The sequence below is a fragment of the Rhodothermales bacterium genome, assembly GCA_039944855.1.
Lineage (GTDB): Bacteria > Bacteroidota > Rhodothermia > Rhodothermales > JANQRZ01 > JBBSMX01.
The window spans coordinates 236,847-260,203 of the sequence record JBDUXZ010000024.1 but is presented as its reverse complement, the minus strand read 5'-3'; the positions used below and the strand labels follow the sequence as shown (position 1 = coordinate 260,203).

Annotated in this window: 14 protein-coding genes and 1 tRNA gene; 5 read left to right on the top strand and 10 right to left on the bottom strand. The window is 68.3% G+C overall.

The window, feature by feature from the left end:
• Positions 1-8: 8 nt before the first annotated feature.
• Positions 9-1,838 (bottom strand): ATP-binding protein, encoded by a 1,830-nt coding sequence (locus ABJF88_13875; protein ID MEP0548018.1) that lies wholly within the window; start codon positions 1,836-1,838, stop codon positions 9-11.
• 542 nt (positions 1,839-2,380) lie between these two features.
• On the opposite strand from ABJF88_13875, the gene ABJF88_13870 reads away from it, so the two are divergent.
• From ABJF88_13870 to chrA, 3 genes are all read left to right on the top strand, one after another.
• Positions 2,381-2,452, top strand: a tRNA-Met gene (locus ABJF88_13870).
• A gap of 353 nt (positions 2,453-2,805) precedes the next feature.
• Positions 2,806-6,105, top strand: coding sequence for a PAS domain S-box protein (locus ABJF88_13865; protein MEP0548017.1), 3,300 nt, complete (start codon positions 2,806-2,808; stop codon positions 6,103-6,105).
• Between the two features lie 162 nt (positions 6,106-6,267).
• On the top strand, positions 6,268-7,461 hold the full coding sequence (chrA, locus tag ABJF88_13860) for a chromate efflux transporter (protein ID MEP0548016.1): 1,194 nt from the start codon (positions 6,268-6,270) through the stop codon (positions 7,459-7,461).
• 21 nt (positions 7,462-7,482) lie between these two features.
• Here chrA and ABJF88_13855 read toward each other — a convergent pair whose 3' ends face one another.
• Both ABJF88_13855 and ABJF88_13850 read right to left on the bottom strand, forming a co-directional pair.
• Entirely contained in the window at positions 7,483-8,538 is a 1,056-nt protein-coding gene (locus tag ABJF88_13855) for a class I SAM-dependent methyltransferase (protein MEP0548015.1), read from the bottom strand.
• Positions 8,531-10,627 carry an ATP-binding protein gene (locus tag ABJF88_13850; GenBank protein ID MEP0548014.1) on the bottom strand — a complete coding sequence of 699 codons (2,097 nt, stop codon included), beginning with the start codon at positions 10,625-10,627 and terminating at the stop codon, positions 8,531-8,533. Before ABJF88_13850 ends, ABJF88_13855 begins: the two co-directional genes overlap by 8 nt.
• Positions 10,628-10,988: 361 nt before the next feature.
• Here ABJF88_13850 and dps point away from each other — a divergent pair, with 361 nt between their 5' ends.
• Positions 10,989-11,561, top strand: a complete 573-nt coding sequence (dps, locus tag ABJF88_13845; GenBank protein MEP0548013.1) for a DNA starvation/stationary phase protection protein Dps — start codon at positions 10,989-10,991, stop codon at positions 11,559-11,561.
• Between the two features lie 647 nt (positions 11,562-12,208).
• On the opposite strand, the gene ABJF88_13840 is transcribed toward dps, so the two are convergent.
• Positions 12,209-12,382 (bottom strand): hypothetical protein, encoded by a 174-nt coding sequence (locus tag ABJF88_13840; protein MEP0548012.1) that lies wholly within the window; start codon positions 12,380-12,382, stop codon positions 12,209-12,211.
• Between the two features lie 126 nt (positions 12,383-12,508).
• The gene (locus ABJF88_13835) at positions 12,509-13,525 is read right to left on the bottom strand and encodes a hypothetical protein (protein MEP0548011.1); all 1,017 of its coding nucleotides are present in this window, start codon (positions 13,523-13,525) and stop codon (positions 12,509-12,511) included.
• A 208-nt stretch (positions 13,526-13,733) separates the two neighbouring features.
• Between ABJF88_13835 and ABJF88_13830 the strand changes: the two genes are divergently transcribed.
• On the top strand, positions 13,734-14,387 hold the full coding sequence (locus ABJF88_13830) for a CDGSH iron-sulfur domain-containing protein (GenBank protein MEP0548010.1): 654 nt from the start codon (positions 13,734-13,736) through the stop codon (positions 14,385-14,387).
• A 24-nt stretch (positions 14,388-14,411) separates the two neighbouring features.
• On the opposite strand, the gene ABJF88_13825 is transcribed toward ABJF88_13830, so the two are convergent.
• The 5 genes from ABJF88_13825 to ppc all read right to left on the bottom strand — a co-directional run bounded on the left by ABJF88_13825 (position 14,412) and on the right by ppc (position 23,334).
• Positions 14,412-15,773 (bottom strand): FAD-dependent oxidoreductase, encoded by a 1,362-nt coding sequence (locus tag ABJF88_13825; protein MEP0548009.1) that lies wholly within the window; start codon positions 15,771-15,773, stop codon positions 14,412-14,414.
• Positions 15,774-15,899: 126 nt separating this feature from the next.
• Positions 15,900-17,612 (bottom strand): energy-dependent translational throttle protein EttA, encoded by a 1,713-nt coding sequence (ettA, locus tag ABJF88_13820; protein ID MEP0548008.1) that lies wholly within the window; start codon positions 17,610-17,612, stop codon positions 15,900-15,902.
• 74 nt (positions 17,613-17,686) lie between these two features.
• A complete protein-coding gene (locus ABJF88_13815; protein ID MEP0548007.1) occupies positions 17,687-18,955 on the bottom strand; it encodes a DEAD/DEAH box helicase in 1,269 nt (422 codons plus the stop codon).
• A gap of 417 nt (positions 18,956-19,372) precedes the next feature.
• Entirely contained in the window at positions 19,373-20,389 is a 1,017-nt protein-coding gene (locus ABJF88_13810; GenBank protein ID MEP0548006.1) for a hypothetical protein, read from the bottom strand.
• A gap of 125 nt (positions 20,390-20,514) precedes the next feature.
• A complete protein-coding gene (gene ppc / locus ABJF88_13805; GenBank protein MEP0548005.1) occupies positions 20,515-23,334 on the bottom strand; it encodes a phosphoenolpyruvate carboxylase in 2,820 nt (939 codons plus the stop codon).
• Positions 23,335-23,357: the final 23 nt, after the last annotated feature.

The following is a 23,357-nucleotide window of genomic DNA, read 5'->3' as shown; positions in this document are numbered from 1 at the left end:
GGACGGGATCAAGAGAAGGGTTCCGAGGGAAGGGTAAAGACGAAGAGCCCGTGACCCGCATGGGGATCGGCCCAGATCCGCCCGCCGTGCGCTTCCACGACGCGGCGTGCGATGGAGAGGCCGAGGCCGGCGCTGCCGGGGCGGTGCTCCCCCGTGTCCACCTGCACGAACGGGTCGAAGATCCGCTCCGCCGCCTCGGCGGGCACGCCAGGCCCCTGATCCTCCACCTCGACCCGGACGGCTCCGTCCTCGTGGCGGCCGCGCACCGTCACGACGGTCCCCGGCGGGGCGTGCCGGATGGCATTGCCGACGAGGTTCGTGAGTACCCAACCGAGCTGCTGCGCGTCGCCCCGCACGAACAGCGGCTCGTCTCCGAGAGGGGAAGCCAGTTCCACGCTCGCCTCCTGCGCCGGCAGCCGCAGCCCGTCGAGCGCCGTCGCGACGGCGCTCGCCATGTCCACCGGCTCGGACGCCCTGCCTTCCCCCGCCTCCAATCGGGCCAGCGCGACGAGGTCGGCCACGAGCCGCTTCAGCCGGTCCTGGTCGGCCTTCGCCGTCTCGACGAGGTCCCGCTGCGCGGGCGCGAGCGGGCCGACGAGGTCACGGAGCAGGAGGTCGAGTGCGACGCCCAGCGACGTGAGCGGCGTGCGAAGCTCGTGACTGACGGTGGCGATGAACTCGCGCCGCGCCCGGTCGAGCGCTTGAAACGGCGTCACGTCCTCCAACAGGGCGATCTGCAGCACGACGCCCGAGGCACCGCGTACGGTCGTCCGGCGTGGGCGGTAGGTGTGGGTCGTGCCGTCGAACGCGATGTCGATGAGAGCGCCCTCGCTGCCCGCCGCCCCCTCGTCGAGCCGCCGAGCAAACGCGGGCGCAACAGCGGCGAGCGGCTCCCCCTCCCAACGTGCCGAGGCGTCCTCGGTCTGGAAAAGGCGATGGGCCGCACCGTTCAGCAGCACGACCCGCCCCTCGCCGTCCGTCACCACCACCGGGCTCGGCATCGCCTCGACGAGCGACTCGGCTTTCCGGCGCTCGGCCTCGGCCCGATCCCGCTCCGCGGTGAGGGCCTGCACGTTGAGGGCTTCGTAGGCCGCCAGCCTCGCGGTCATCTGGTTGAAGGCACGCCCCAGTTCGCCCACCTCGTCGTCCATCGTCACCGTGACCTGCTCGTCGAGGTGACCGCGGCGGACGCGGCGGACGCTCTCGGTGAGGCGGCGCAACGGCCGCGTCACGGAGCGGACGAAGGCGAGGGATCCAACGAGGCCGGCGAGCGCGGCGAGGCCGGCCGTCGTGAGCACGGCCCACGTCGCCCTCCACGCGTCGCGTTCGACCCGGGCGCGTGTGGCGAGCATCGCCGACTGGTTGACGTCCAGCAGGCGGAGGTTCAGCGCTCGGAGGCGGGCGGCCGCCGGGTCCACGCGGTCCGGGCGGGCTGCCCCGCCTACGGAGTCCGTCCCGGCGCGAGCGAGGAGGGAGTCGGCCGAAGCCGTGAACGCGGCGTACGCCTGGCCGATGCTGTCGAGCAGGGCCGGTTCTTCCGGGAGGGCGATGCTCCGTTCGGCCTCCCCATACCACTGCAGGAACTCGGCTCGCCGCGCGGCGAAGGCCGTCCGCGCCCGCTCGTCGCCGTTCTGCGCCCGCAGGAGGAGGCCCTCTTGCTGCTCCAGTTCCTCCATCATGTTCTCGGCCGCGAGCACGCTCCGGTAGTTCTCCTCGAGCACGCGGCCGACCGATCCCCCGAGGTCCACGAACCGGAGGGCCGCGTAGACTCCGACCGCGACCGTAACGGCGGTGAGGAGCACGTATCCCAGGCTGATCCGGTAGGCGAGGCTTCGCATTCGCACAGTTTACGCCGCCTCCCGCCGCCGCCGCCGCGCCCGCCACCGTTTTTCGAGAGTGATGGCCGGGACGCCGATCAAGGCTGCCACGAGCGCCCCCTCCCCCTCGTCCCGCGGGAGTACGCTTTGGCCGGTGGCAGCAAGGCGATCAGCCGCTTCGGCAGGCGCGATTCCTTCTCGATGCGCAGCAAGCGCTAAGCGGGCCTCGAGCGAGTGCGGGCTCTCAGCCGGAGGCGACATGGCGGTAGGCATAGCGGCGAAAGAGTCGGGAGCGAATGACCTCCTCCCCCGACTTATCAACGGTCATGCCACACGCCCAAGGGCCCCTTATACCCGGTAGATCGCTGATCCTTACAGCTCTCCCCTCGTGCCGATCCTCGCCAGGTTGCAAGGCGCACGGCTCTCCCGTTGGCTTCACTGCGCCCGCAGGCAGAACCGGAGCCGGGGTTCATGGAAGCTTCGTGGCATCAACCCTGCGACGGCTTGCATCCACGCGCCGGATTGTGTACCATGGGGTCCCTCGCGAAAACAACGCGACACCCTGCGGGGTGGAGAAGTGGTATCTCGTCGGGCTCATAACCCGAAGATCGCTGGTTCGAATCCAGCCCCCGCTACAACGCAGAACGCCGGCCCTCTCTCAGGGGGCCGGCGTTCTGCGTTCGGTGCGAGACTCCGTGGGCGCGCGGACCCGGTCTCTGCGGCAGCAGTCTCGGCGCGATTCCACCGGGCGATACGCAGCACTTGTGCAGGCGTAATGCGATGGCATACATCACATAACCCTGGTATATTCGCCGCATCGCTCCTCCTCACTCGATTACATTCCCTGCACCCATCGGCACGGTGGTGCAACTCCGAGTGATCCCGACGAGGGCGCCCCGTCCCCATCGGACCGGCATATTGTTTGTCACCGGAGCACGAGTGGGTCAGGGCCAATTTTTGATTGTTGTTTTCTATATACCTACGACCCGTGGAGCAGGAAAAAGCGTCGCCGAAGTCTCCCCATTCTTCCCGTGAGGGCGAGCTGCGGGACGCCAATCCACCGTCGGCGAGCCGCGATGCCGGAGATGCCCTCCGCGCGCCGTGCCGGCTCGACGCCCTCCACCGCAGCGGCCTGCTCGGCACTGAGCCCGAGGAGGCGTTCGACCGGATCGCCCGCCTCGCTGCTCGCGTTCTCCGAGCGCCGGTCGCCCTCGTCACGCTCGTCGATCCGCAGCGGCAGTTCATGAAGAGCGCGGTAGGCCTCGCGCATCGGCGGACGCTCCCCCTCTCCCACTCGTTCTGCCAGCACGTCGTCGCGCGCAGTGCTCCCTTCGTCGTCGTCGATACGGCAGAGATCCCGCTCGTGCGCGACAACCTCGCAAAGGATGGCATCGAGGTCGGAGCCTACCTCGGTGTACCGTTCCGCACGCCGCAGGGGGAGGTGCTGGGATCGCTCTGCGTCCTCGACACCGTCCCGCGGGCGTGGAGCGACGCCGACCAGGACACCTTGCTCGAGCTCGCTGCCGTGCTTACGGACGAGCTCGTTCGGCGCGAGCACGCGCTCCAACTCGACGAACAGAAGCGGAAGCACGCGGCTCGCCAGGCCCTCGTGCAAGCGTCCACAGACACGATCGCCGACCTCTTCTTTGTGCTGGACCTCGACGCGCGCCTCGTCGAGTGGAACCGAAGCGTGGAGGAGGTCAGCGGGTATTCGGAAGACGAGATCCGGCAGATGCAGCCCACCGACTTCTTCGATGAGCCCGACCAGGTCCGCGTGTTGGAGGCCATCGAGCGGGTGATTCGAACGGGCAGCGCGGTTGTGGAGGCTGTCGGCGTGATGAAGGACGGGCGCAGGATCCCCTACGAGTTCTACGGGACCGCGCTCTCCGATGACGCCGGAGCGCTCATCGGGTTGTGCGGGACGGCTCGGGACATCACCGAACGCCAGCAGTCGTACGAGGCATTGCAAGCGCAGACCCAGGCGCTGCGGGAGGCGAACGACCGGTTCGAAGCCGTCGTCAACAATGTGCCCGGCGTGGTCTTCCAATGCATCGTAGAACGCGACGGCACCTTCTCTTTCCCTTTCGTGCGGTCCGGTTTGGGCCGCGACGTAGGCCTCGACCTCACGACGCTGGAGGAGCAGCCGGAAGAGCTCGTCCCCCTCCTCCACGCCACAGTCCACCCGGACGACGTCGCATCGCTCTTCGCCTCGCTCGCATCGAACAGGACGGCGATGACTCCGTGGACGTGGGAAGGCCGCACCGTCGGTGCCGGCGAGGTGCGCTGGTTATCGGCCCACGCCCACCCGACGCAACTCAGCGACGGGCGGCTGCGGTGGAACGGGGTCGTGCTCGACGTCACGGCACAGAAGCAGACCGAGGAGGAGCTCCGGCTCAGCGAGTCCCGCCATCGCGGCCTCGTCGAGGCCACGCCCGACCTCTTCTTCCGCATCTCCCGTTCCGGCACGATCCTCGACCTCAACGCGTCCGACCCGACCCTGCTGCAATCCACCGTCGAGGAGGTGTTGAACAGGGCGGTCACCGAAGTCCTGTCGGCTCCGCTGGCGGAGCGGTTGCTGGCGGCCATCGGCCTCGCGCTCGATTCCGGCCGCCTCCAGGAGGTCGACTACGACCTCACCACCCGGAGCGGCGATGTGCGGCATTTCGAAGCCCGCATCGTGCCGACGGGCGCGGACGAGGTGCAGGCGATCGTCCGCGACGTTTCGGAGCGGTACGCAGCGGCGCGCGCGCTCCGCGAGAGCGAACTCCGGTTCCGCTCGTTCGTCGAGGCGACGGCCCAGGTGGTATGGGTGGCCGACGCGACCGGCGAGGTGACGGAGCTGAGTAGCGACTGGAGTGCGTTCACCGGGCAGTCGGCGGAAGAGGTCGCGGGCTGGGGATGGGCCGAGGCCCTTCACCCGGACGACGCCCCCCGCGTGACCGAGGAGTGGACGGCGCACCTCGCGGATCGCACCCCCTACACCACCGTCTACCGGGTCCGACGGCACGACGGGCCCTACCACCGGTTCTACGTCCGCGCCGTCCCCGTCCACAACGGATCTGACTTCCTCGGCTGGGTCGGCACGTGCGCCGACATTGAGGAGCAGAAGCAGGACCAAGAGGCCCTCCACCGGAGCGAAGAGCGGCTCCGCCTCGCCCTCGATGCGGCCCGGATGGGCACGTGGGACGTCGATCTGCGGACGCAGGAAACGGTGTGGTCGGCGCAAACCTTCGCCCTTTACGGCATCACTGCCCCCCTCGACCTGAAGGAGACCACCTTTTACGACCTGCTCACGGCGGACGATCAGGGCCGCGTCCGCGCGGCCACGGAAATCGCGCTCCAGCAGGCGGCCGAGGGCGAAACGCCACAGCTAGATCACGAATACCAGATCTCTCGCCCGGACGGTGAAGCCCGGTGGTTCCGCTCCATCGGCCGCATCCGGTTGGACGAAGACGGGCGGCCGGTTCGCATGCTCGGTATCGTCCTCGACGTGACCGATGAGAGGGCCCACGAGCAAGCGCTCGTCGAAGCCGCCGAGGCCGCCGACGCGGCGCGGCAGCACGCCGAGGAAGCGGCCCGCCTGAAGAGCACCCTCCTCGCCAACATGAGCCACGAGATCCGGACGCCCCTCACGGGGATCATCGGGTTCGCGGAGGTGCTCGCCGAGGAGTCGGCGCGGCTCGACCCCGGCGGGGATCACGAGGAGTTCGCCTGGCGCATCGGGCAAAGCGGCCGACGCCTACTCGAGACCCTCAACTCCGTGCTCGACCTCGCGCAGTTGGAAGCGGGACAGCGCCGGGTCGACCTCGCGGAGACCGACGTGCGGGAGGTGATATCGACCACGGCAGCCCTGCTTCAACAGCATGCCGATGAGAAGGGCATCGCTCTCGACGTAGCGCTCCCGCCCTCCCCCGTCCGCCTCTTTACGGACGAGGGCGCACTCGGCCGGGTCGTAACGAACCTCGTCTCGAACGCGATCAAGTTCACCAAGGCCGGTCACGTAGCCGTCACGCTGACGGAACGAGATGAGGGGGTCGAGATTCGCGTAGCGGACACCGGCATCGGGATTAGGGCCTCCTTCCTCCCCCTGCTCTTCGAGGCGTTCCGACAGGAATCGGAGGGCGAGGGCCGCCGCTTCGAAGGGAACGGGCTCGGCTTAGCGATCACACAGCGGCTCGTCCAAATGCTGGGCGGGACGATCTCCGTGGAGAGCGAGGAGAACGCCGGCACCGTGTTCACCGTCCTCCTCCCCTATTCGAGATCGGAGAGAGAGACGGCCGCGCGTTAGCTTCGGTGCCTCACGTCGACGCGGCGCGGGGCTGTAGTCGTCCGATGGGAGTGGTGGGTACGGAGCGCGCGGCCCGTGCCGTGAGCCGGTCGAATCACGTCTGCCCGTCCTCATTATGTTGGCTCCTCGCCGCACGCCCCTCCCGTTCGCCTCCTGCTCCGCATGGCCACCACCGACCATGACACGCCGTCTCCAAACGGCCGTCTCGCCGAGATCGCCGGCGTCTTCCTCAAGCTCGGATTTATAGCCTTCGGCGGCCCGGCTGCGCACATCGCGATGATGGAGGACGAGTTCGTGACGCGCCGGAAGTGGATCGGCCGCCAGCACTTCCTCGACCTCATCGGCGCGACGAACCTCATCCCCGGCCCGAACTCGACGGAGATGACGATGCACGTCGGGTACGAGCGGGCGGGGCCGCGCGGGCTCTTCGTGGCGGGCGCGTGCTTCATCGGCCCGGCCGTCCTCCTGACGGGGCTGGCGGCGTGGGCCTACGTCCGCTACGGCGCGCTCCCCGCCGTCGAGCCGTTCCTCTACGGGATCAAGCCGGCCGTGATCGCGATCATCCTCGGGGCGCTGTGGAAACTCGGAAAGAAAGCGATCAAGGGGTGGCGGTTCGCCCTGCTCGCGGTGGCCGTGGCAGCGGCCGTGCTCGGCGGGCTCGGCGAGGTGTGGGCGCTCTTAGCGGGCGGCCTGCTCGGCACGCTCTGGCTCCGCGCGGCGGGCTACGACAGCGCGCGGACGGCCGACCGTTTCCTCCCCATCCTCTTCCTCCAGAGCGCCGCCCCCACGGTGGGCGGCGCGGCGGGCGCGGCCGTCGGCGCGGCGGCGGGCGTCTCGCTGTGGAAGCTGTTCTTCTTCTTCCTCAAGGTCGGCGCGGTGCTCTACGGCTCGGGCTACGTCCTCGTCGCCTTCCTCGAAGGCGGGCTCGTCGAGGACTACGGCTGGCTCACCCAGGCCCAGCTCCTCGACGCGATCGCGATTGGTCAGTTCACGCCGGGGCCCGTGCTCTCGACCTCGACGTTCATCGGCTACCTCATCGAGGGCGTGCCGGGCGCGGCCGTCGCGACGCTCGGCATCTTCCTGCCGTCGTTCCTGTTCGTGCTGATGCTGAATCCGCTGATCCCGAAGCTGCGCCAGTCCGTCTGGCTCTCGGCGTTCCTCGACGCGGTGAACGCGGCGGCCGTTGCGCTGATGGCGGCCGTGACGATCCAGCTCGGCGTGGACGTCCTCGTCTCGTGGCCGGCGTGGGTGATCGCGGGGCTCGCGGCGGTTGCGGCGTTGCGGTTCAAGGTCAACGCCGTGTGGATCGTGCTCGGTGGGGCCGTGCTCGGGTGGCTCCTCAGCCCGTGGGCCTAGCGGATCCCTCCCCGGCCGGGCTCATCTGCGCCGCGGGTTCGTGATGGGAACGCCCAGCCGACGGTCCCGGCGGCGTAGAGCCGGGGCCGGGAGGTCGATGAAGGTGCTCCCGCGTTTTACGTGGAGGAAGAGGTTCACGGCTTCGGGTTCCCGACCGATGCGCACGTCCTCGTCGGCCACCCCGCACGCCTCCGCGAGCGAGCGGAGTTCGTCCTCGCTGCGGTGGTACAGGTTCCAGTCCCCCATCACCTCCATGTAATCCCGCGTCGCGTTCTCCTGCGAGAAGTTGCCGATGACGAGTTCGCCCTCTTCGTCGAGCATATCGAGGAGCCGGCGGAGCAGGAACTTGAACCCGTCGTCCCCGAAGTAGTCGAACAGCCCGGCCGACCATACGAGCCGGAAGCGGCGTTCGGAGGTGAACCGGAGCGCGTTCGCCTGCCGAAACACGATGCGGTCGAGGTACGGGCCGCACAGGCGCCGCGCGTAGGCGATCGCCGCGGAGTCGGAGTCCACGCATTCGAACTGGACGCGGTCGTCGTAGCCGCTGCCTTCGAAGAACTCGAAGATGTCGCGGGCCGGGCCGCTCGCCACGTTCAGCACCGACAGCATATCGGCTCGGGAGCTTCCCTTGAGGAGCGCTTCGAGGAGGCCGACGAAATAGGCCTTCCGGTTGCGTACGGCGCGTGGGGCCGCCTGCGTGTGGAAATAGAGGTCCCAGTTCCGCAACGTGGGATCGTCGGTCGTGTGCTCCCGGTAGATCCGGTCGATGATTTCGTAGTCGCCGGGGTAGCCGTGGGGCTTGCGGAGGCTCAGCCCCTGGTTCGTCTCGAGCGAGAGCGCGCGCCCGAAGGACTCGTGGAGCGTGCGGAGCTCGCCCTCGGACATCCGGCCGGCCCGGAGATCCGCCGCGACGTGGGCGAGCCATCGGTCGAACGAGGCGTACTCCTCGGGGGTCGGCCCCCCACGCTCTACCATGCGCTCGACGTAGGCGAGGTGCTGCCCGATGGAGAGCGCGGCGTCAGGGGACGGCAGCACGGAGGCTGCGAGAGACGTGGCGAGCTGGCTAGAGCTAGGCATGGGTGTAGGTGGGGTGAGAGGTGTTCTGCGCGGCGAGTGACGCCGTCTCGCGCGGGAACAGGTCCATGAAGAGGTGGAAGAGTTGCTGCTTCGTGAAGGGCTTGCTGAGGTAATGGTCGAAGCCGACGGCCCGGAACCACTCCTCGTCTCCCGGCATCGCGTAGGCCGTCAGCGCCGCGCTCGGCGTGTGCTCGTACCGCCGCATGCGGCGGAGGGAGTAGAGCAGCCCGATGCCGTCCTGCGTAGCGGCGAGGTTGATGTCGAGGATGAACGCGTCGTAGTGATGCTGGGCTGCGAGTTCGAGCGCCCGCGTCGGGTCTGAGGCGACATCCACGTGGCAGAGCGACTGGAGCCGGTGCCGCACGATGTGGCGGGTGTCCGCGTTGTCCTCCACCAGCAGGATGCGTTTGCGCGAGGCCTGCGGAACCACGGGCAGCCTCGGCATGCTGACCGGCGTAGCGGCCGGCACCCGGCCGAGCTTGACGGTAAAAACGGATCCGGTCCCCTTCGTGCTCTCCGCCTCGATGGTTCCTCCCATCTGCTCGATGAGTCGTTTCGTGATTGCCAGGCCGAGCCCGCTACCTTCGTGCGAGCGCGCCAGCCCCGTCGACTCCTGCCGGAACTCCTCGAAGAGCCGGGGCAGGAACGCTTCGCTGATCCCGACGCCGGTGTCCTGCACCCGAACCCGGACGTGGCCGTCGTCGGCGTCCACGATCACGGCGACCGTCCCCCCCTTCTCCGTGAACTTGATGGCGTTGCCGACGAGGTTGTTGATGACGCGGCTCAGGGCCGGCTCGTCGGCCTCGGCCCAGGCGTCGGCCTCGTGGCGTACCACGCGCAGCCCGACCCCCTTCCGATCGGCCAACGGCCGCAAGAGGTCAACGGACTCCGCGACGTGGCTGGACACATCGAGCGGACGCAGCGTCATGGCCGAGGTCCCGCCTTCGAGCTGTGCGAGGCCGAGGACCGACGTGACCGTCTCGTAGAGCCGCTTCGCGCTATTGGAGATCACGCGGGCGTGCTCCTGCTGCTCCCCCTCGGCCTCCTCTTCGAGCAGTTCGGCGAACCCGAGGATCGCCGTCAGCGGCGTCCGCAGTTCGTGGCTCATGTTGTTCAGGAGGCTCGTCTTCAGACGCAGGAGTTCCTCCGCGCGCTCCTTAGCCTGGATGAGTTGCTCTTCGTAGCGGTGGCGGCGGAAGATGGCCTGGATCAGCTTCCGCCCATCCACGTCCACGAGGCTCGCACTCACGTCGACGGGGATGCTCTCCCCTGTCCGCCCCACGATGAAGAGGTCTTCCGTGATGGGCTCCTTCTTGAACACCTGCGCCTCGAAGAGGGCGACGTAGCGCGCCCGCTCCTCCGAAGGAAACACCTCGGCGATCCGCATCCGCCGGACCTCTTCGAGGGGGCGCCCGAGCAGTTCACGCGCTTTCTCGTTGGCATCGATCAGCCCGCCGGTACTGGGGTCGGCGATGAGGATCGCGTCGCTGGCCGCGTTCATGAGCGTCCGGTACCGGTGCTCCGACGCCTCAGCCGACTCGTCCCCCCTGATCTTCGCGTACGCCACGACGTAAATGATGAGGGCTGTCGAAGCCGCACACACCCACACGATCCACAGGTTCGCCTCGGGTTCGGGCACGAGGAGCCCGGCCCCCACCGCCAGCGCGACGACCGTGACGAGGAACCGTACGAGGGGCGCCGCGCGCTTACTCAGGCCGAGTCCAAACGCCACGCCCATCGCGGTGAACCCGAACAGCATCCCCAGCGCGTACTGGTAAGAGAAGCCGTTCAACATCGTCAGCCCGACGATGTTGGCCATCAGCACGTAGAAGTACCCGCGGACGAGGACGATGAAGTTCGCCTCCACCCACGGCACCATGTACGAGAGCGACAGCAGGAGGAGCGAGAGGGCCGAGAGCGCGAACCGGCCCCAGAGCGGATCGATCGCACCGGGATCGGTGACCTGATAGACGAGTCCGAACACGGGGTTCAGCACCCCTGCGATCACGCAGAAGACGCGGTACGTGTCGCGGTGGACCTCGGCGAGGCCGTTCCAATGCCCGAATGGGGTCACGCTTTGAGGGATCATCAGCCGTACGGGGAATCAGGCAGCGCAGGGAAGCGCCCCTGCCGGCAGGGGTCATGTATGTATCCGCCATTTTTCAGCCCTCCTTAAATGCTGACCCTGTGTACCGAACGTGACCCGATTCCCACCTGCCCATGATCGGCTCGGCCGCCCGTTTCGGCGACCGGCTCCATGCTGATGTCGGCGCGGCACTGGCCAGTGCTCCGCCGGCGCTTCGCGGCCTCGCGCCGAAGCAGTAGCAACTCCCGTGGATTCGGTACTAAGACCTCGCGCGAGGCGGAACGCTCGTCGGGCCTCGGCGCTATACAACCCTGCGGCTGCGTTACGCCGCGCCTCCCTTCTGTTCACCGATCTCCTCTCCCCCATGGCTACCAAGACCAACGGCAAGAAAGCGGCGAGCGCGACGCCGTACACCACCCGCATCGACATCTCCGAAGCGAAGCGGCACAAGCTCATCGGCCTTCTGAACCAGACCCTCGCCGACACCAGCGACCTTTACTCGCAGACGAAGCAGGCGCACTGGAACGTCAAGGGCAAGGACTTCTACCAACTCCACCTCCTCTACGACGAACTGGCCGAGAAGCTCGAAGAGCCCGCCGACCTCGTCGCCGAGCGCGTCGCCCTCCTCGGCGGCTACGCCCGCGGCACCGTCCGCATGGCCGCCCAGGACTCCCGGATCTCCCCCTTCCCCGGCGCCGACGAGAGTGACAACGCCCCCGACGACCCCTCGTTCATGACGACGCTCGCCGACCGCTGGGCCGAGTACGCGAAGCACATCCGTACCGACAACGGCAAGGCCGACGAGATCGGAGACCCCGGCACGACCGACCTCTACGACCAAATCACGCACGTCGCCGACCGAGGGCTGTGGTTCATCGAGGCACACATGCAGCGCTACAACGGTGGCCTCCCCAACGACGGTGCCGATCCGAAGTAGCACCGAGCGCTTGCCTCGTACCGATATGCCCGGCGCCCCACCGGCCGGGCTTCAGGGCCACCCGGCCACCATCGGGTGGCCCTGTCTATAACTCGCCGTCGTCGCATTCAGCAGCCGTTTTCCCACGGCACATCATGCCGACGAGCCACCGCGGCGCTTATGGCGACTCTATTTCTAGTGCTATCCCCCTAGGTACATACGGGGAATCCCCCAGGGTTCAGTACAACGACTTGCCCTATCAATCGGTATGGCTTCGGGTTAGATTAATGAGACACCAAGCCTCCATTGCTATGGCTTACACCACCTTACCAGGCCCTGGGGTCGAGATCGCGTCGGCATACCGAGACCTCGAAGTCGCGTACCACGAGCTGCAGGTCGCTCAAGTGCACCTCCGCTCCGTGCACGCACGCACGATGCACGAGCGTGTGAGAGATCACGACCTTCTGCGTCAGGAGCTCGCGCGCCTCTCCGACCGAATGGAGGACGCGATGAGGTCCTACCGCGAAGCGATGTCGCGCTATGAGGCTGCGACCGCCACGCGCTTCAGTGAGAACGAAGCGCCACCCCTACCCTCCTCCCATCGCAGCGGGTCGTTCTCAACCCCGCGCTTCCGCGCGGAGAGCAGTTCGTGAGGGGCACGCGTTCTCTTACTTCATCAGCCCTGGCACGACGCGGCCGACGACGAGCTCGACAAGGGTTCCTTCGGGAGCCAAGGTCATGTACTGCGCCGCTCGGACGCTGAGCGAGAGCAGCAAGTACGCCGCAAGCACGGACAGCACAAGCGAGCGGAGGCCGAGCATTTGACGGAGGTACTTCTTCATCGGGGGTGGATGCTGATGCGTGCAAGCCCCCGACGGGTACGAGCGGGACAGAATAGTGTCGCCCCGCTCGCACCCGTTGATATTTCCTCCTCGTTTTGTCGCGCCGACGCCGCGAGCGCTCGCCGACTATGCGGCTCGGCTTCTCCGCTTCGGAGCGCTGACCTCCACGTCGTCCCCGGACACCCCGGCCGAATCGCCGCCGGCACCGTAGCGTGACCGCATCCGGTCGAGCAGACTCGCGACCTGCTCCGGCGTGAGCCGGTCGAGATCGGCGACGCCGCAGTAGTGGCGGGCGGCGACGAGGAGCGCGGCGCGGTCCACGCCACACGATGCCGCGGCAGCGAGGAGGTCGTCCACAGTCGGGCCGGCCGGAGCGACGACGGGGGCCGCTTCGTCCAGCAGTTCGGGCTGCTCGCTCTCCTGCGGTTGCGGCCCCTCGCCGACGAGATCGAGGAAGGCGCGGAACGTGGGATTCACGACTTCGAGCCCGACCGGCAGCGCCGGCACGTTCGACTTCACGACGGTCGCCACGCGAACCTGCTCGAACCCATCCACGCGGAGGGACAGCTCCACCATCACGTCGACGAAATACTCGAGCCCGCCCGTGGTGAGCGGCAGCACGCGGCCTAGCTGGTTCTCCTCCTGTTCCTCCTTCCCCTTCGCCGCGATCTGATCCGTGATCACAACGCAGGCACCGGAGTCGACGCAGAGGCGGCGGAGCACTTCTTGAAGCACGAGCTGGTCGGACTGCAGCTCTTCGGCGGAGGGCTGCGCCGTCGGATCGTCGGTTCGGGCGCGTACGGCCTGGATCGTCTGCCGGTGCTTGCGTCCGAAGTACATCGCCCACGAGTCGAGGGCGTAGCAGCCGTAGCCCTGCTCGCGGCCTTCGCCGTCGAGGGCCCAGTCGATGAACTCGGGCAGTTCGTCGGGGTGGCGAACTTCGATGGCGTCGAACGCGGAGCCGTCGGCGCCGGGGAGGAGGCGGCCTTTCCGTTCCGTGTCGAAGAAGCAGAGGCGGCCGAGGTCGGCGTCGGCGAGGGAGGCGGCGAAAACGCTCTTGCCAGCGCCGGCGGCGCCGCGAACGGCCATCACGAGGCGGCGCTGCTGGGGGCGGCGGCTGAGCGGGTTGATGCGGCGGGTCATGGCGATTGACGGCTAATGGGATACGTGTGGCGGGAGGCTCCCACCGGTACGCGCAGCCTACGAAGTCCCCGTGACAGCTTTGCGTCACCCCGTCGATTCCGCTGAATCGGCCTTCCGCATATCGGACCCGGCGGAGCATGCGCGATGGAGGCGTCTCCCCTACCTTAGAGCCGCGCTCCGCACCGTATTCACCCGGCCCCTGCCTACTATGAAAACGAAGGTTTACACGTTCGACGGCGACCAACTCACCGTGACGTGGGATGGGAAACGGTGCATCCACGTCGAGGCCTGCGTCCACGGTTTACCCCGCGTGTTCAACCCCGGACGCCGACCGTGGATCGAGCCCGAGCAGGCCGGGGCGGACGCCGTCGCGGAAGTCGTCGAGCGATGCCCGACCGGGGCGCTCCACTACGCGCGACACGACGGCGGCCCCGAGGAATCCGTGCCCGAGCACAACGCGATCACCGTCGCCGCCGACGGCCCGCTCTACCTCCACGGCGATGTGACACTTATCGACGCCGACGGCAACGAGGTGCTCCACGACACGCGCGTCGCGCTCTGCCGCTGCGGTCGCTCCACTAACAAACCGCTCTGCGACAACAGTCACCTCGATGCGTTCGAAGACCCCGGCGCCCTCGGCACGTCCGGCGCTCTCCTCGCCGATGCGCCGACGCCGGGCACGCCTCTCCGCGTGACGGCGCTCAAAGACGGCCCGTTCGTCGTCGAAGGGCCGGCAACGGTGACGGCGGCTGACGGCGCGACGGGCCACGGCGTCAAACTCGCGCTCTGCCGGTGCGGCGCGTCGAAGAACAAGCCCTTCTGCGACGGCACGCACCGCGCCATTGGTTTCACAGCCGGCTAGCCCCACCGCTCAGACGGGGTCGAGTCAGTCGAGTAGCATCGTAGCGGCGTCCTCGCCGGTGTTGACGGCCCCTTCCATGAAGCCCTGCCAGTCCGCGAGGTGCTCGCCCGCGAAGACGACTTTGCCGTGCGGCTCTGCCAGGAGAGGCCGCACCGTGAACCACTGCCCCGGCCGGTAGAGGGCATAGGCGCCCCGCGTGTACGGGTCGCGCTGCCACGCGTACGAGGCGATGCCGCGCGCCAGTTCGGGTGCCCGAGGCTCCAGCGGGATCAGTTCCCCGGTGATGATGGCCTGGCGGCGTGCGTCGCCCTGCGAGGCGAGGAGATCGGCCTTCTCGCCGACGGCGTAGCTACACAGGATGCCGGCCTCTCCCGCCTGCCCGTTCGTGCTGTGGAAGTAGTAGTGCGAGGTGACGTCGCTGACGAGCGAGAAGGGCTCCGATCCCCAGAACCGCTCGGCGAAGAGGACCTGGTTCTTGACGATGCGAGCATACTGCAACGCCCGCGCGGCCTGAATCTGCGCCTCGGGCAGCGGCGGATCGAATACGATGTCCGTCAGCATCCGCGCCGGCACCGTGCAGACACACGCATCGCCGGTGAAGGTCCTATCTCCTGCCGTCACCTCCACGCCCCCGTCCCGCTGCCGGATCGCGGTGACGAATCGGCCTAGTTGGATCGCCTCCCGTCCGACCCGGTCCGCGAGGGCATTCACGATCCGGCTGTTGCCACCGACGATCTTGAAGTCCATCTCGTTGTCCGGGCTCGACTCGAAGTACTCGGCCGCCGCCGCATAGGCCGAGACGTGGCGGATCGACTCGCCGAAGTCGGTCGAGTCCATGAGGTCGCGCAGGAGCAGGTCATCTTGGGAAAAGCCGATTTCCTGGAGCAGCGTCCACCAATCGACCCGGTCCATCGCTGCCGCGCTCGCCTCGTCGAGCCCCTCGAAGGTGTGGCGGAGCCGCTCGAACGCGGCAACGGCCTCCGGCGAGAAGCCCCACGCGTCGGGCCGACGCACACTCCCGTTCTGCATGAGGGAGAAGGTGAAGCGGTGATCCTTCAAGTCGAGCCCAAACTCGTGACAGAGCGATTGCATCCGCTCGTGGCTCAACCCGATCCACTCTCCGCCGAGTTCGCAGACGAGGTCGGGCGCTTCGGCGAAGCGGTGGGAGAAGACGCGCCCTCCAATCCGGTTGCGCGCGTCGAGCACCGTGACGTCCCACCCGGCCCGGCGCAGCGTGTGCGCCGCCGCCAGCCCGGACAGCCCCGCTCCGATGACGACGCCGTGCGGCTTGCGCACCATGAACGGGGAACGGAGCAGGAGCGGGGCCGCGGCGGCGGCCATGCCGGCGTGCTTGAGGAACGCGCGGCGCGAGAGCGAGGTGTCCATGAGCGTCGGAGTCGGGTGACCTCGTAAGCATACGGCGCACGCGCTTTACCCCGACCACAACGGGCATGAACGAGAGCGGCCACGGAAGGAATCCCCCGTGGCCGCTCGTTTCGTTCGCCGCGCTGATTACCGCGTGAGCTGGCGGTACTTGATCCGTTTCGGGATGTCGGCCGCCGAGCCGAGTCGCGCGTGGCGGTCCTCTTCGTACTCCGAGTAGTTGCCGGGGAACCAGCGGACCTCGCTGTCGCCCTCGAACGCGAGGATGTGCGTGGCGACGCGGTCGAGGAACCAGCGATCGTGCGAGATCACGACGGCGCAGCCGGCGAAGTTGAGGAGGGCCTCCTCGAGCGCGCGGAGTGTATTCACGTCGAGGTCGTTCGTCGGCTCGTCGAGGAGGAGGACGTTGGCGCCCTCCTTCAGCATCTTCGCGAGGTGGACGCGGTTGCGCTCACCGCCGGAGAGCTCCGTCGTCTTCTTCTGCTGGTCCTGCCCTGCGAAGTTGAACCGGCCGACGTAGGCGCGGGCGTTGACCTCGCGGTTGCCGAGCTGGATGAACTCCGTCCCGCCCGTGATCTCCTGATACACCGTCTTCTCCGGGTCGAGCGGGCGGTCCTGGTCAATGTAGCCGAGCTCGACGGTGTCGCCGATTTTGAACGTGCCGGAGTCCGGCTCTTCCTGCCCGGTGATCATGCGGAACAGCGTCGTCTTGCCCGCGCCGTTCGGCCCGATGATGCCGACGATGCCGCCGGGCGGGAGGCTGAAGGTAAGATCCTCGTAGAGCAGCCGGTCGCCGAACCCCTTCGCCACGTCCTTCGCCTCGACGACGATGTCGCCGAGCCGGGGACCCGGCGGGATGAAGATCTCGACGTCTTCGTGGCGGCCCTCCTGCTGCTCTTGGAGCATCTGCTCGTAGTTCGCGATGCGGGCTTTGCTCTTGGCGCGGCGGCCCTTCGCGTTCTGCCGCACCCATTCGAGTTCGCGCTGGAGCGCCTTCTGCCGCTTCGACGCCTGCTTCTCTTCGATGGCGAGCCGGCCCTGCTTCTGCTCCAGCCACGACGAGTAGTTGCCCTCGAACGGGATGCCCTTGCCGCGATCGAGTTCGAGGATCCAGCCGGCGACGTTGTCGAGGAAGTAGCGGTCGTGCGTCACGGCGATGACGGTGCCTTCGTACTGCTCGAGGTGGCCTTCGAGCCACGCCACGCTCTCGGCATCGAGGTGGTTCGTCGGCTCGTCGAGCAGGAGCACGTCGGGCCGTTGGAGGAGGAGGCGGACGAGCGCGACGCGGCGTCGCTCGCCGCCGGAGAGGACGGGAATCGGCGTCTCGGGCGGCGGGCAGCGGAGCGCGTCCATCGCCATCTCCAGTTTGGAGTCGATGTCCCACGCGTCGAGGTGGTCGATCTTCTCCTGCAGCTTGCCCTGCTCCTCCATGAGGGCGTCGAAGTCGGCGTCCTCCTCGGCGAAGCGGGCGCTCACGGCCTCATAGGCCTTCATCAGCCCGACGGCCTCTTTCGCCCCTTCCTCGACGACCTCGCGGACGGTCTTCGCCGCGTCGAGCTCCGGCTCCTGCGGGAGGTAGCCGAACGTGATGCCCTTGTCCGACTGAATCGTCCCGTCATACTTCGGGTCGAGCCCCGCGATGATGCGGAGGAGCGACGACTTGCCCGCGCCGTTGAGCCCGAGCACGCCGATCTTGGCGCCGTAGAAGAAGGAGAGGTAGATGTCCTTGAGGACGTACTGGCCGGGGCGGTAGCTCTTGCTCACGCCGACGGCGGAGAAGATGATTTTCTGGTCGCTCACGTCGGGGTCGGGGTCGGTGGAAATGGCGTAGGGGCACAGCATGCTGCGCCCCTACGGACGGTGCAAAAAGGTACGAAGGCCGCGGGCCGAGCGTCGGGAATCCTCGGCGAAACCCGCTACCGCCGGCGGCGCTGCTTCGACTTCGGCTGCCCGCCGCCCTGCGACTTTGGACGGCCCCCGTTGCGGGAGGACGATCCGCCGCGCCCGTTGCTGGAGCGAGCCGGGGGCGGCTCGGCCTCGCCGCGCGCGGTGTAGTCGAAGTCGGCGTAGGTGCTGCGCTCGAAGCGGCGGCCGGTGTGCTTCTCGATGTTGCGGAGGTAGTCCTCCTCGTCGGCCGAGACGAACGTGAGCGCGTCGCCCGTGGCGTCGGCGCGGCCGGTGCGGCCGATGCGGTGGATGTAATCCTCGGCCATGTTCGGCGTGTCGAAGTTGACCACGTGCGAGATCCCGTCCACATCGATCCCACGGGCGGCGATGTCGGTAGCCACAAGGACTTTGACGTCGCCGCGCTTGAAGTCGGCGAGGGCGCGCTGGCGCTGGTTCTGCGAGCGGTTCGAGTGAATCGCGGCGGCAGCGAAGCCGCGCTGCTCGAGCTTCTTCGTGATCCGGTTGGCGCGGTGCTTCGTCCGCGAGAACACGAGCACGTTCTCGACGGCCTCGGTCTGGAGGACGTGGAGCAGGAGGTCCATCTTCTGCGTCTGCGCGACGGGGTAGATGTACTGCGTGACCGACTCCGCCGGGTTCCGCCGCTGGCCGACCTCGACGAACTCGGGCTTGCGCTGGATGCTCGCGGCGAGCTCCTGAATCGCGGGCGGCATCGTCGCCGAGAACAGCAGCGTCTGCCGCTCGCGCGGGAGTTTCGCGACGATCTTCCGCACGTCGTTGATGAAGCCCATGTCGAACATCCGGTCGGCCTCGTCGAGTACGAGAACCTCGACACGGGAGAGGTCGAGCGTACCGCGCCCGATGTGGTCGAGCAGGCGGCCCGGCGTCGCGCTGACGATGTCGACGCCGCGCTGCAAGGCTTGGAGTTGCGGCCCCATTCCGACGCCGCCGAAGATGGCGACGCTGCGGAGGCCCGTGAACTTGCCGTAGGTGCGGACGGCCGCTTCGACCTGCAGCGCGAGCTCGCGCGTCGGGGCGACGACGAGGGCGCGGACGGGCCGCCGCTTCGCCTGAGAAGGATTCGCCGCGAGACGGTCGAGCATCGGCAGCACGAAGGCAGCGGTCTTGCCGGTTCCGGTCTGCGCGCAGCCGGTGAGATCTCTACCGGAGAGGGCCGTAGGAATCGCCGCTGCCTGGATCGGCGTGGGCGTGGTGTAGCCGGCGTCGACGACGCCGCGAAGGAGGGAGTCGGAGAGGCCGAGCGAGTGGAACGTGGTCATACAAAGAGGGCTGATGCGAAGGCGTGCGGCTTGAGCCGGGGCTTCGCGAGCAAAGCTGCGCTGTCGGGGACGTCGTACGAGCCTGAAATCAGGGGTACGAACCTCTCGATCTGCGCGAGATAATCTCTGCCAGATCGGCGGGCGTGCCTGCACGGTGCTCAACACGGTGCAGGGATCCCGGAGTAGAGGGGCCGGGGCTCAGGGAGAGCCAGAGGGGGCGATCTCGAGAAGCGAGTCTAAAAATTTCCGCTTCCGAGACGAGAGATGAACCGGGAACGGCGTGGGAATCACGTACAGGCAAAGTACGTGCCCGCTTGCACATCGCCTATACGACGCGACGGAAGATGGCGCGAACTCGCCGCGTCGTTTATGCGCGCCCACGCATGCCCGACCGTCCTCCCAGGCCCGCCCGAGCGTCTACTCGCTGATGACCCGGACGGTGACGAACTGCTCACGACGGTCGCCTGCAACCTCCACGATCCGCATCCGATCGAGCGTCTGCACGATCCCATCGACGTAGTCGATTACGAACACGTTCTCGTCGCGCATATCGAACCGGTACCCCTCCATCTCACGCACGAGGTCCTCACGCGGGGTGCCCGCCAGGGCGAGCAGATCGATGACGCCTTCGCGGAGCGACTGCGGATCGGCGACGATGCGGTTCGTGAGCCGGAACGTGCCCTTCTCCTCATCTACGTCCGTCGCCTTCACCGTCCCGGGCGCGGCGACGGTCCCGCCCCCACCGGGCATCGGGAGCTCCTCATGGTACGCTTGCGAGGCCGTCGACCACTCGTAGCCATAGGGCTGGTAGTAAAGAAGGATGGGCTCGATCGTCTTCTGCATCACGAACTCGGCGCCGCCTAGCTTGTCCATGAACTCGCGCATCTTGTCCCGTATCTCAGGATCTTCCTCACCCTGCGTGAGGGCATCGAGCACCGAGGCCGAAAGCGCCCGCACCGTCTCGATGTTTTCGAGCGCCTCGAACGTCCCCAGTTCGTTGGTGCGAATGAGGTAGCCCTCCTCGTCGAGCTGGGCCACGAGTTCGGCGTCCACGTCGCGTAGCATATCGTCCACGGGATCGGAGGAGGCGTAGGCCACGGGGATCCAGCGGACGAGGTAGTGATCCGTCGCCTCCGCCTCGACCACGACGCGATACGTCATCGTGGAGGAGTCGGCCGAAACGAGAGCCCCATTCGCGTAGTGGTTTTTACCCTGCTCGACCACCACAGTCCGCTCGCTTCCCTTCTCCCAGTAGGCGACGACGGCAACCGCCACAGGCGCAACGCTCGGCGGCGCGACCACTTTCCCGATGACGACCTCGGGCGAGGTCGTGGTCGTGTCCGGCTGGGCCGAAGCGGGAACGGTGAGCGCAGTGATCAGCGCGAAGACAGCGAGGCCGACAGACGAACGCGGTACCATGAGGAGGCGAGGCATAGGGGGATGAAACCGTGAGCCCGCGAAGATACGTCCGCGCTACTCATCGTTAGCCTCGACATGCCCACCCCTCGGTTTTCGTCATCGCGTCGCCACACGGTGGCGTTCGATTCGCCGGTCCTCCCCTACCCCGTGCTCTGCATGGCGGCGGCGATGCCGTTAACGGAGACGAAGAGCGCCTCGCGCAACGCCTCGGCGTCGTCGCCCGTGGCTCCACCGCCGCGCCAGCGCTGCATGAGTTCGAGTTGGACCAGGTTCAACACGTCGGTGTACGGGTTCCGCAAGCGGATCGACTTCTCGATGACGGGGCTGTGGCTGAGCAAGTCGTCCTGCCCGGCGACGGCGAGGAGCGCGCGCTCCGTCCGCTCGAACTCGGCGTTGATGCGCTTGTGCACGGGCTCGTCGGCGAGCGCGGCGTAGCGGGCGGCAATCACGAGGCGGGCCCGCGCCATCTCGCGGAGCGCGTTCGCCACGACGGCCTGGAAGAACGGCCACTCGGCGTGGATCGCGCGGAGCCGGTCGACGTCCACATCGCCCGCGCCGAGCGCTTCCTCGAACGCCGTCCCGACGCCGTACCAGCCGGGAACGCCGTAGCGCGGCTGCGTCCATGCGAACACCCACGGGATCGCGCGGAGGCCGTCGAAATCGACCTCGCTGGCGGCCTTGCGCGAGATCGGGCGCGAGGCCATCGGGAGCCCGGCGATGTGCTCGATGGGCGTCGCAGCGAGGTACCACGGCCAGAACTCCGGCGCGTCGATGAGATCGCGGTAGGCACGCATCGACGCTCTGGCAGACGTGTGCATGAAGGCGCGGCGGTCGTCATTTGTCGGGCCGGCGAAGACGGGGGAGTCGGCGGGCGGCGCGTCGGCGAGGGCGCCGAGTTGGGCGTGGACGATCTGCTCGAGGTGGCGCCGGGCGATGCCGGGGAGGGCGTAGCGGAACGAGATCACTTCGCCCTGCTCGGTGAAGCGGATCCGGCCGCTCTGCGACTCGGGCGGCATCGCGCGGATCGCCTGGTTCGCCCGGCCGCCGCCGCGCCCGACGGTCCCGCCTCGCCCGTGGAACAGCCGGAGGTCGAGCCCGAAGCGGTGACACACGCGGGAGATCGCGCCCTGCGCCTTGTGCAGCGCCCAGTTCGCCTGCCAGTAGCCGCCGTCCTTGTTCGAGTCCGAGTAGCCGAGCATCACCTCCTGCATCCGCCCGCGCGCGACGAGCTGGCGGACGTAGATCGGGTGGCTGAAAAGCTTCGCGAGCAGGGCCTCGCCATGCTCCAGATCGGCGATCGTTTCAAGGAGCGGAACGACATCGACGGGGCACGTCACGGCGCCGTCGCGCTGCATCCGCCACAGCCCCGCCTCTTGGAGCAGGAGGAGGACTTCGAGCACGTCGCTCACGGCGTCGGTCATCGAGATGATGTACGAGCCGATGCTCTCCGGCTCGCGGTCGAGCGCGCGCCGCGCCACCGCGAGCACGTCGAGCACGTCGCGTGTCTCCTTCCCGAGGTCGGCCCCGCTCGGGAGGAGCGGGCGCGGGTTTCGCAGTTCCTGCGCCAGCACCTCCAGCCGGGCGTCCTCACCGAGCGCGGCGTAGTCGTCCTCGACGCCGGCGAGGCGGAGGAGGTCGGCGACGGCGGCTTCGTGGACGCGGCTGTGCTGGCGGAGGTCGAGCGCGGCGAGGTGGAAGCCGAACGTCTCGGCTTGCACGATGAGGTCGGCGAGCGGGCCGTCGTCGGCGAGCGCGTCGAGCCCGGCGGCGCGGAGGGCGCCGGCGAGGAGGCCGAGGTCGGCACGGAAGTCGGCGGCGCTGTAGGCGAGCGGCTCGGCGGCGGGCGCCTGGGACTCGGCGAGGAGCCGGTCGAGCTTGGCCTCCATCAGCGAGATCTTTAGGCGCACGGGCTCGTGCGCGTTCTGCCGCCACCGCCGCTCGTCGAGGTCCACGAGGGCGCGGTCGGCGTCGATGGATGCGCGGAGGGCGTCGAAGCCGCTGGCCTGCCGGTCGGAGACGGAGAGGACGAGGCGGAGGTCGTCGAGGGCGCGGCGGTGGAGGCGGAGGGCGTCCTCGCGGTGGGCCCGCAGCGTCCACGCCGTCACGTCGGCCGTGACGCGGGGATTCCCGTCGCGGTCGCCGCCGATCCACGAGCGGTAGCGGAGGAACGGCGGGATATCGGCACCCTCCGCCTCGTCGCCGAACTCGGCGCGGAGCGAGCGGCGGAGGTCGGCGTGGATGCGCGGGATCGTCTGCCAGATGCTCGTGGCGACGAAGTAGAGCCCATTCCGCACCTCGTCCTCGACGGTCACGGCGGCGGGCCGGATCTCGTCGGTGGCGAGGAGGAGGCGGATCGCGTTCTCGATCTCGCGCACGAGCGCGTCCTCTTCGGCCGGCGTCGTGTCCGCCGCGCGGAGCCCTTCGAGGAGCTCGGCGATGCGCTGCTGGTGGTAGAGGATGCTGCGGCGGCGGGCCTCGGTCGGGTGCGCCGTCAGCGTCGGCTGGATGTCGAGCCGGCCGACGAGCGCGAGCACGTCGTCGAGCGAGCGGCCCTCGGCACGGAGCCGGTGGACGACTTCGGCGACGGACTCGCCACGCGGGTGCTCGGCGTCGGCGGACCGCGCCCGCTCGCGGTTGATGCGGAGGATTTCGAGCTGCTCGGCTTTGTTGACGAGGTGGAAAAACGTCGTAAACGCGCGGAGCAGCGCGCTCAGCCGCTCCAGCGGCTGCTCGGCGACGAGGCGCGCGGCCTCGTCGAGCTGCTGCGGCCCCGCGTCCGCGTCGCGGCAGAGCGCGCGGAGCCGTTCGATGAGGTCGAACGTGGCGTCGCCGTAGCGCTCGCGGACGGCACGGCCGAGGAGCGCGCCGAGGAGGTTGACGTGGCGGGAGAGCGGGGCGGAGATGCCGGACCCTTCGGCCTCGACATCGAGACCGCCGGGGAGCGCGGTGGGGATGGACACGGGCGGAGGAAGTGAGTGGACGG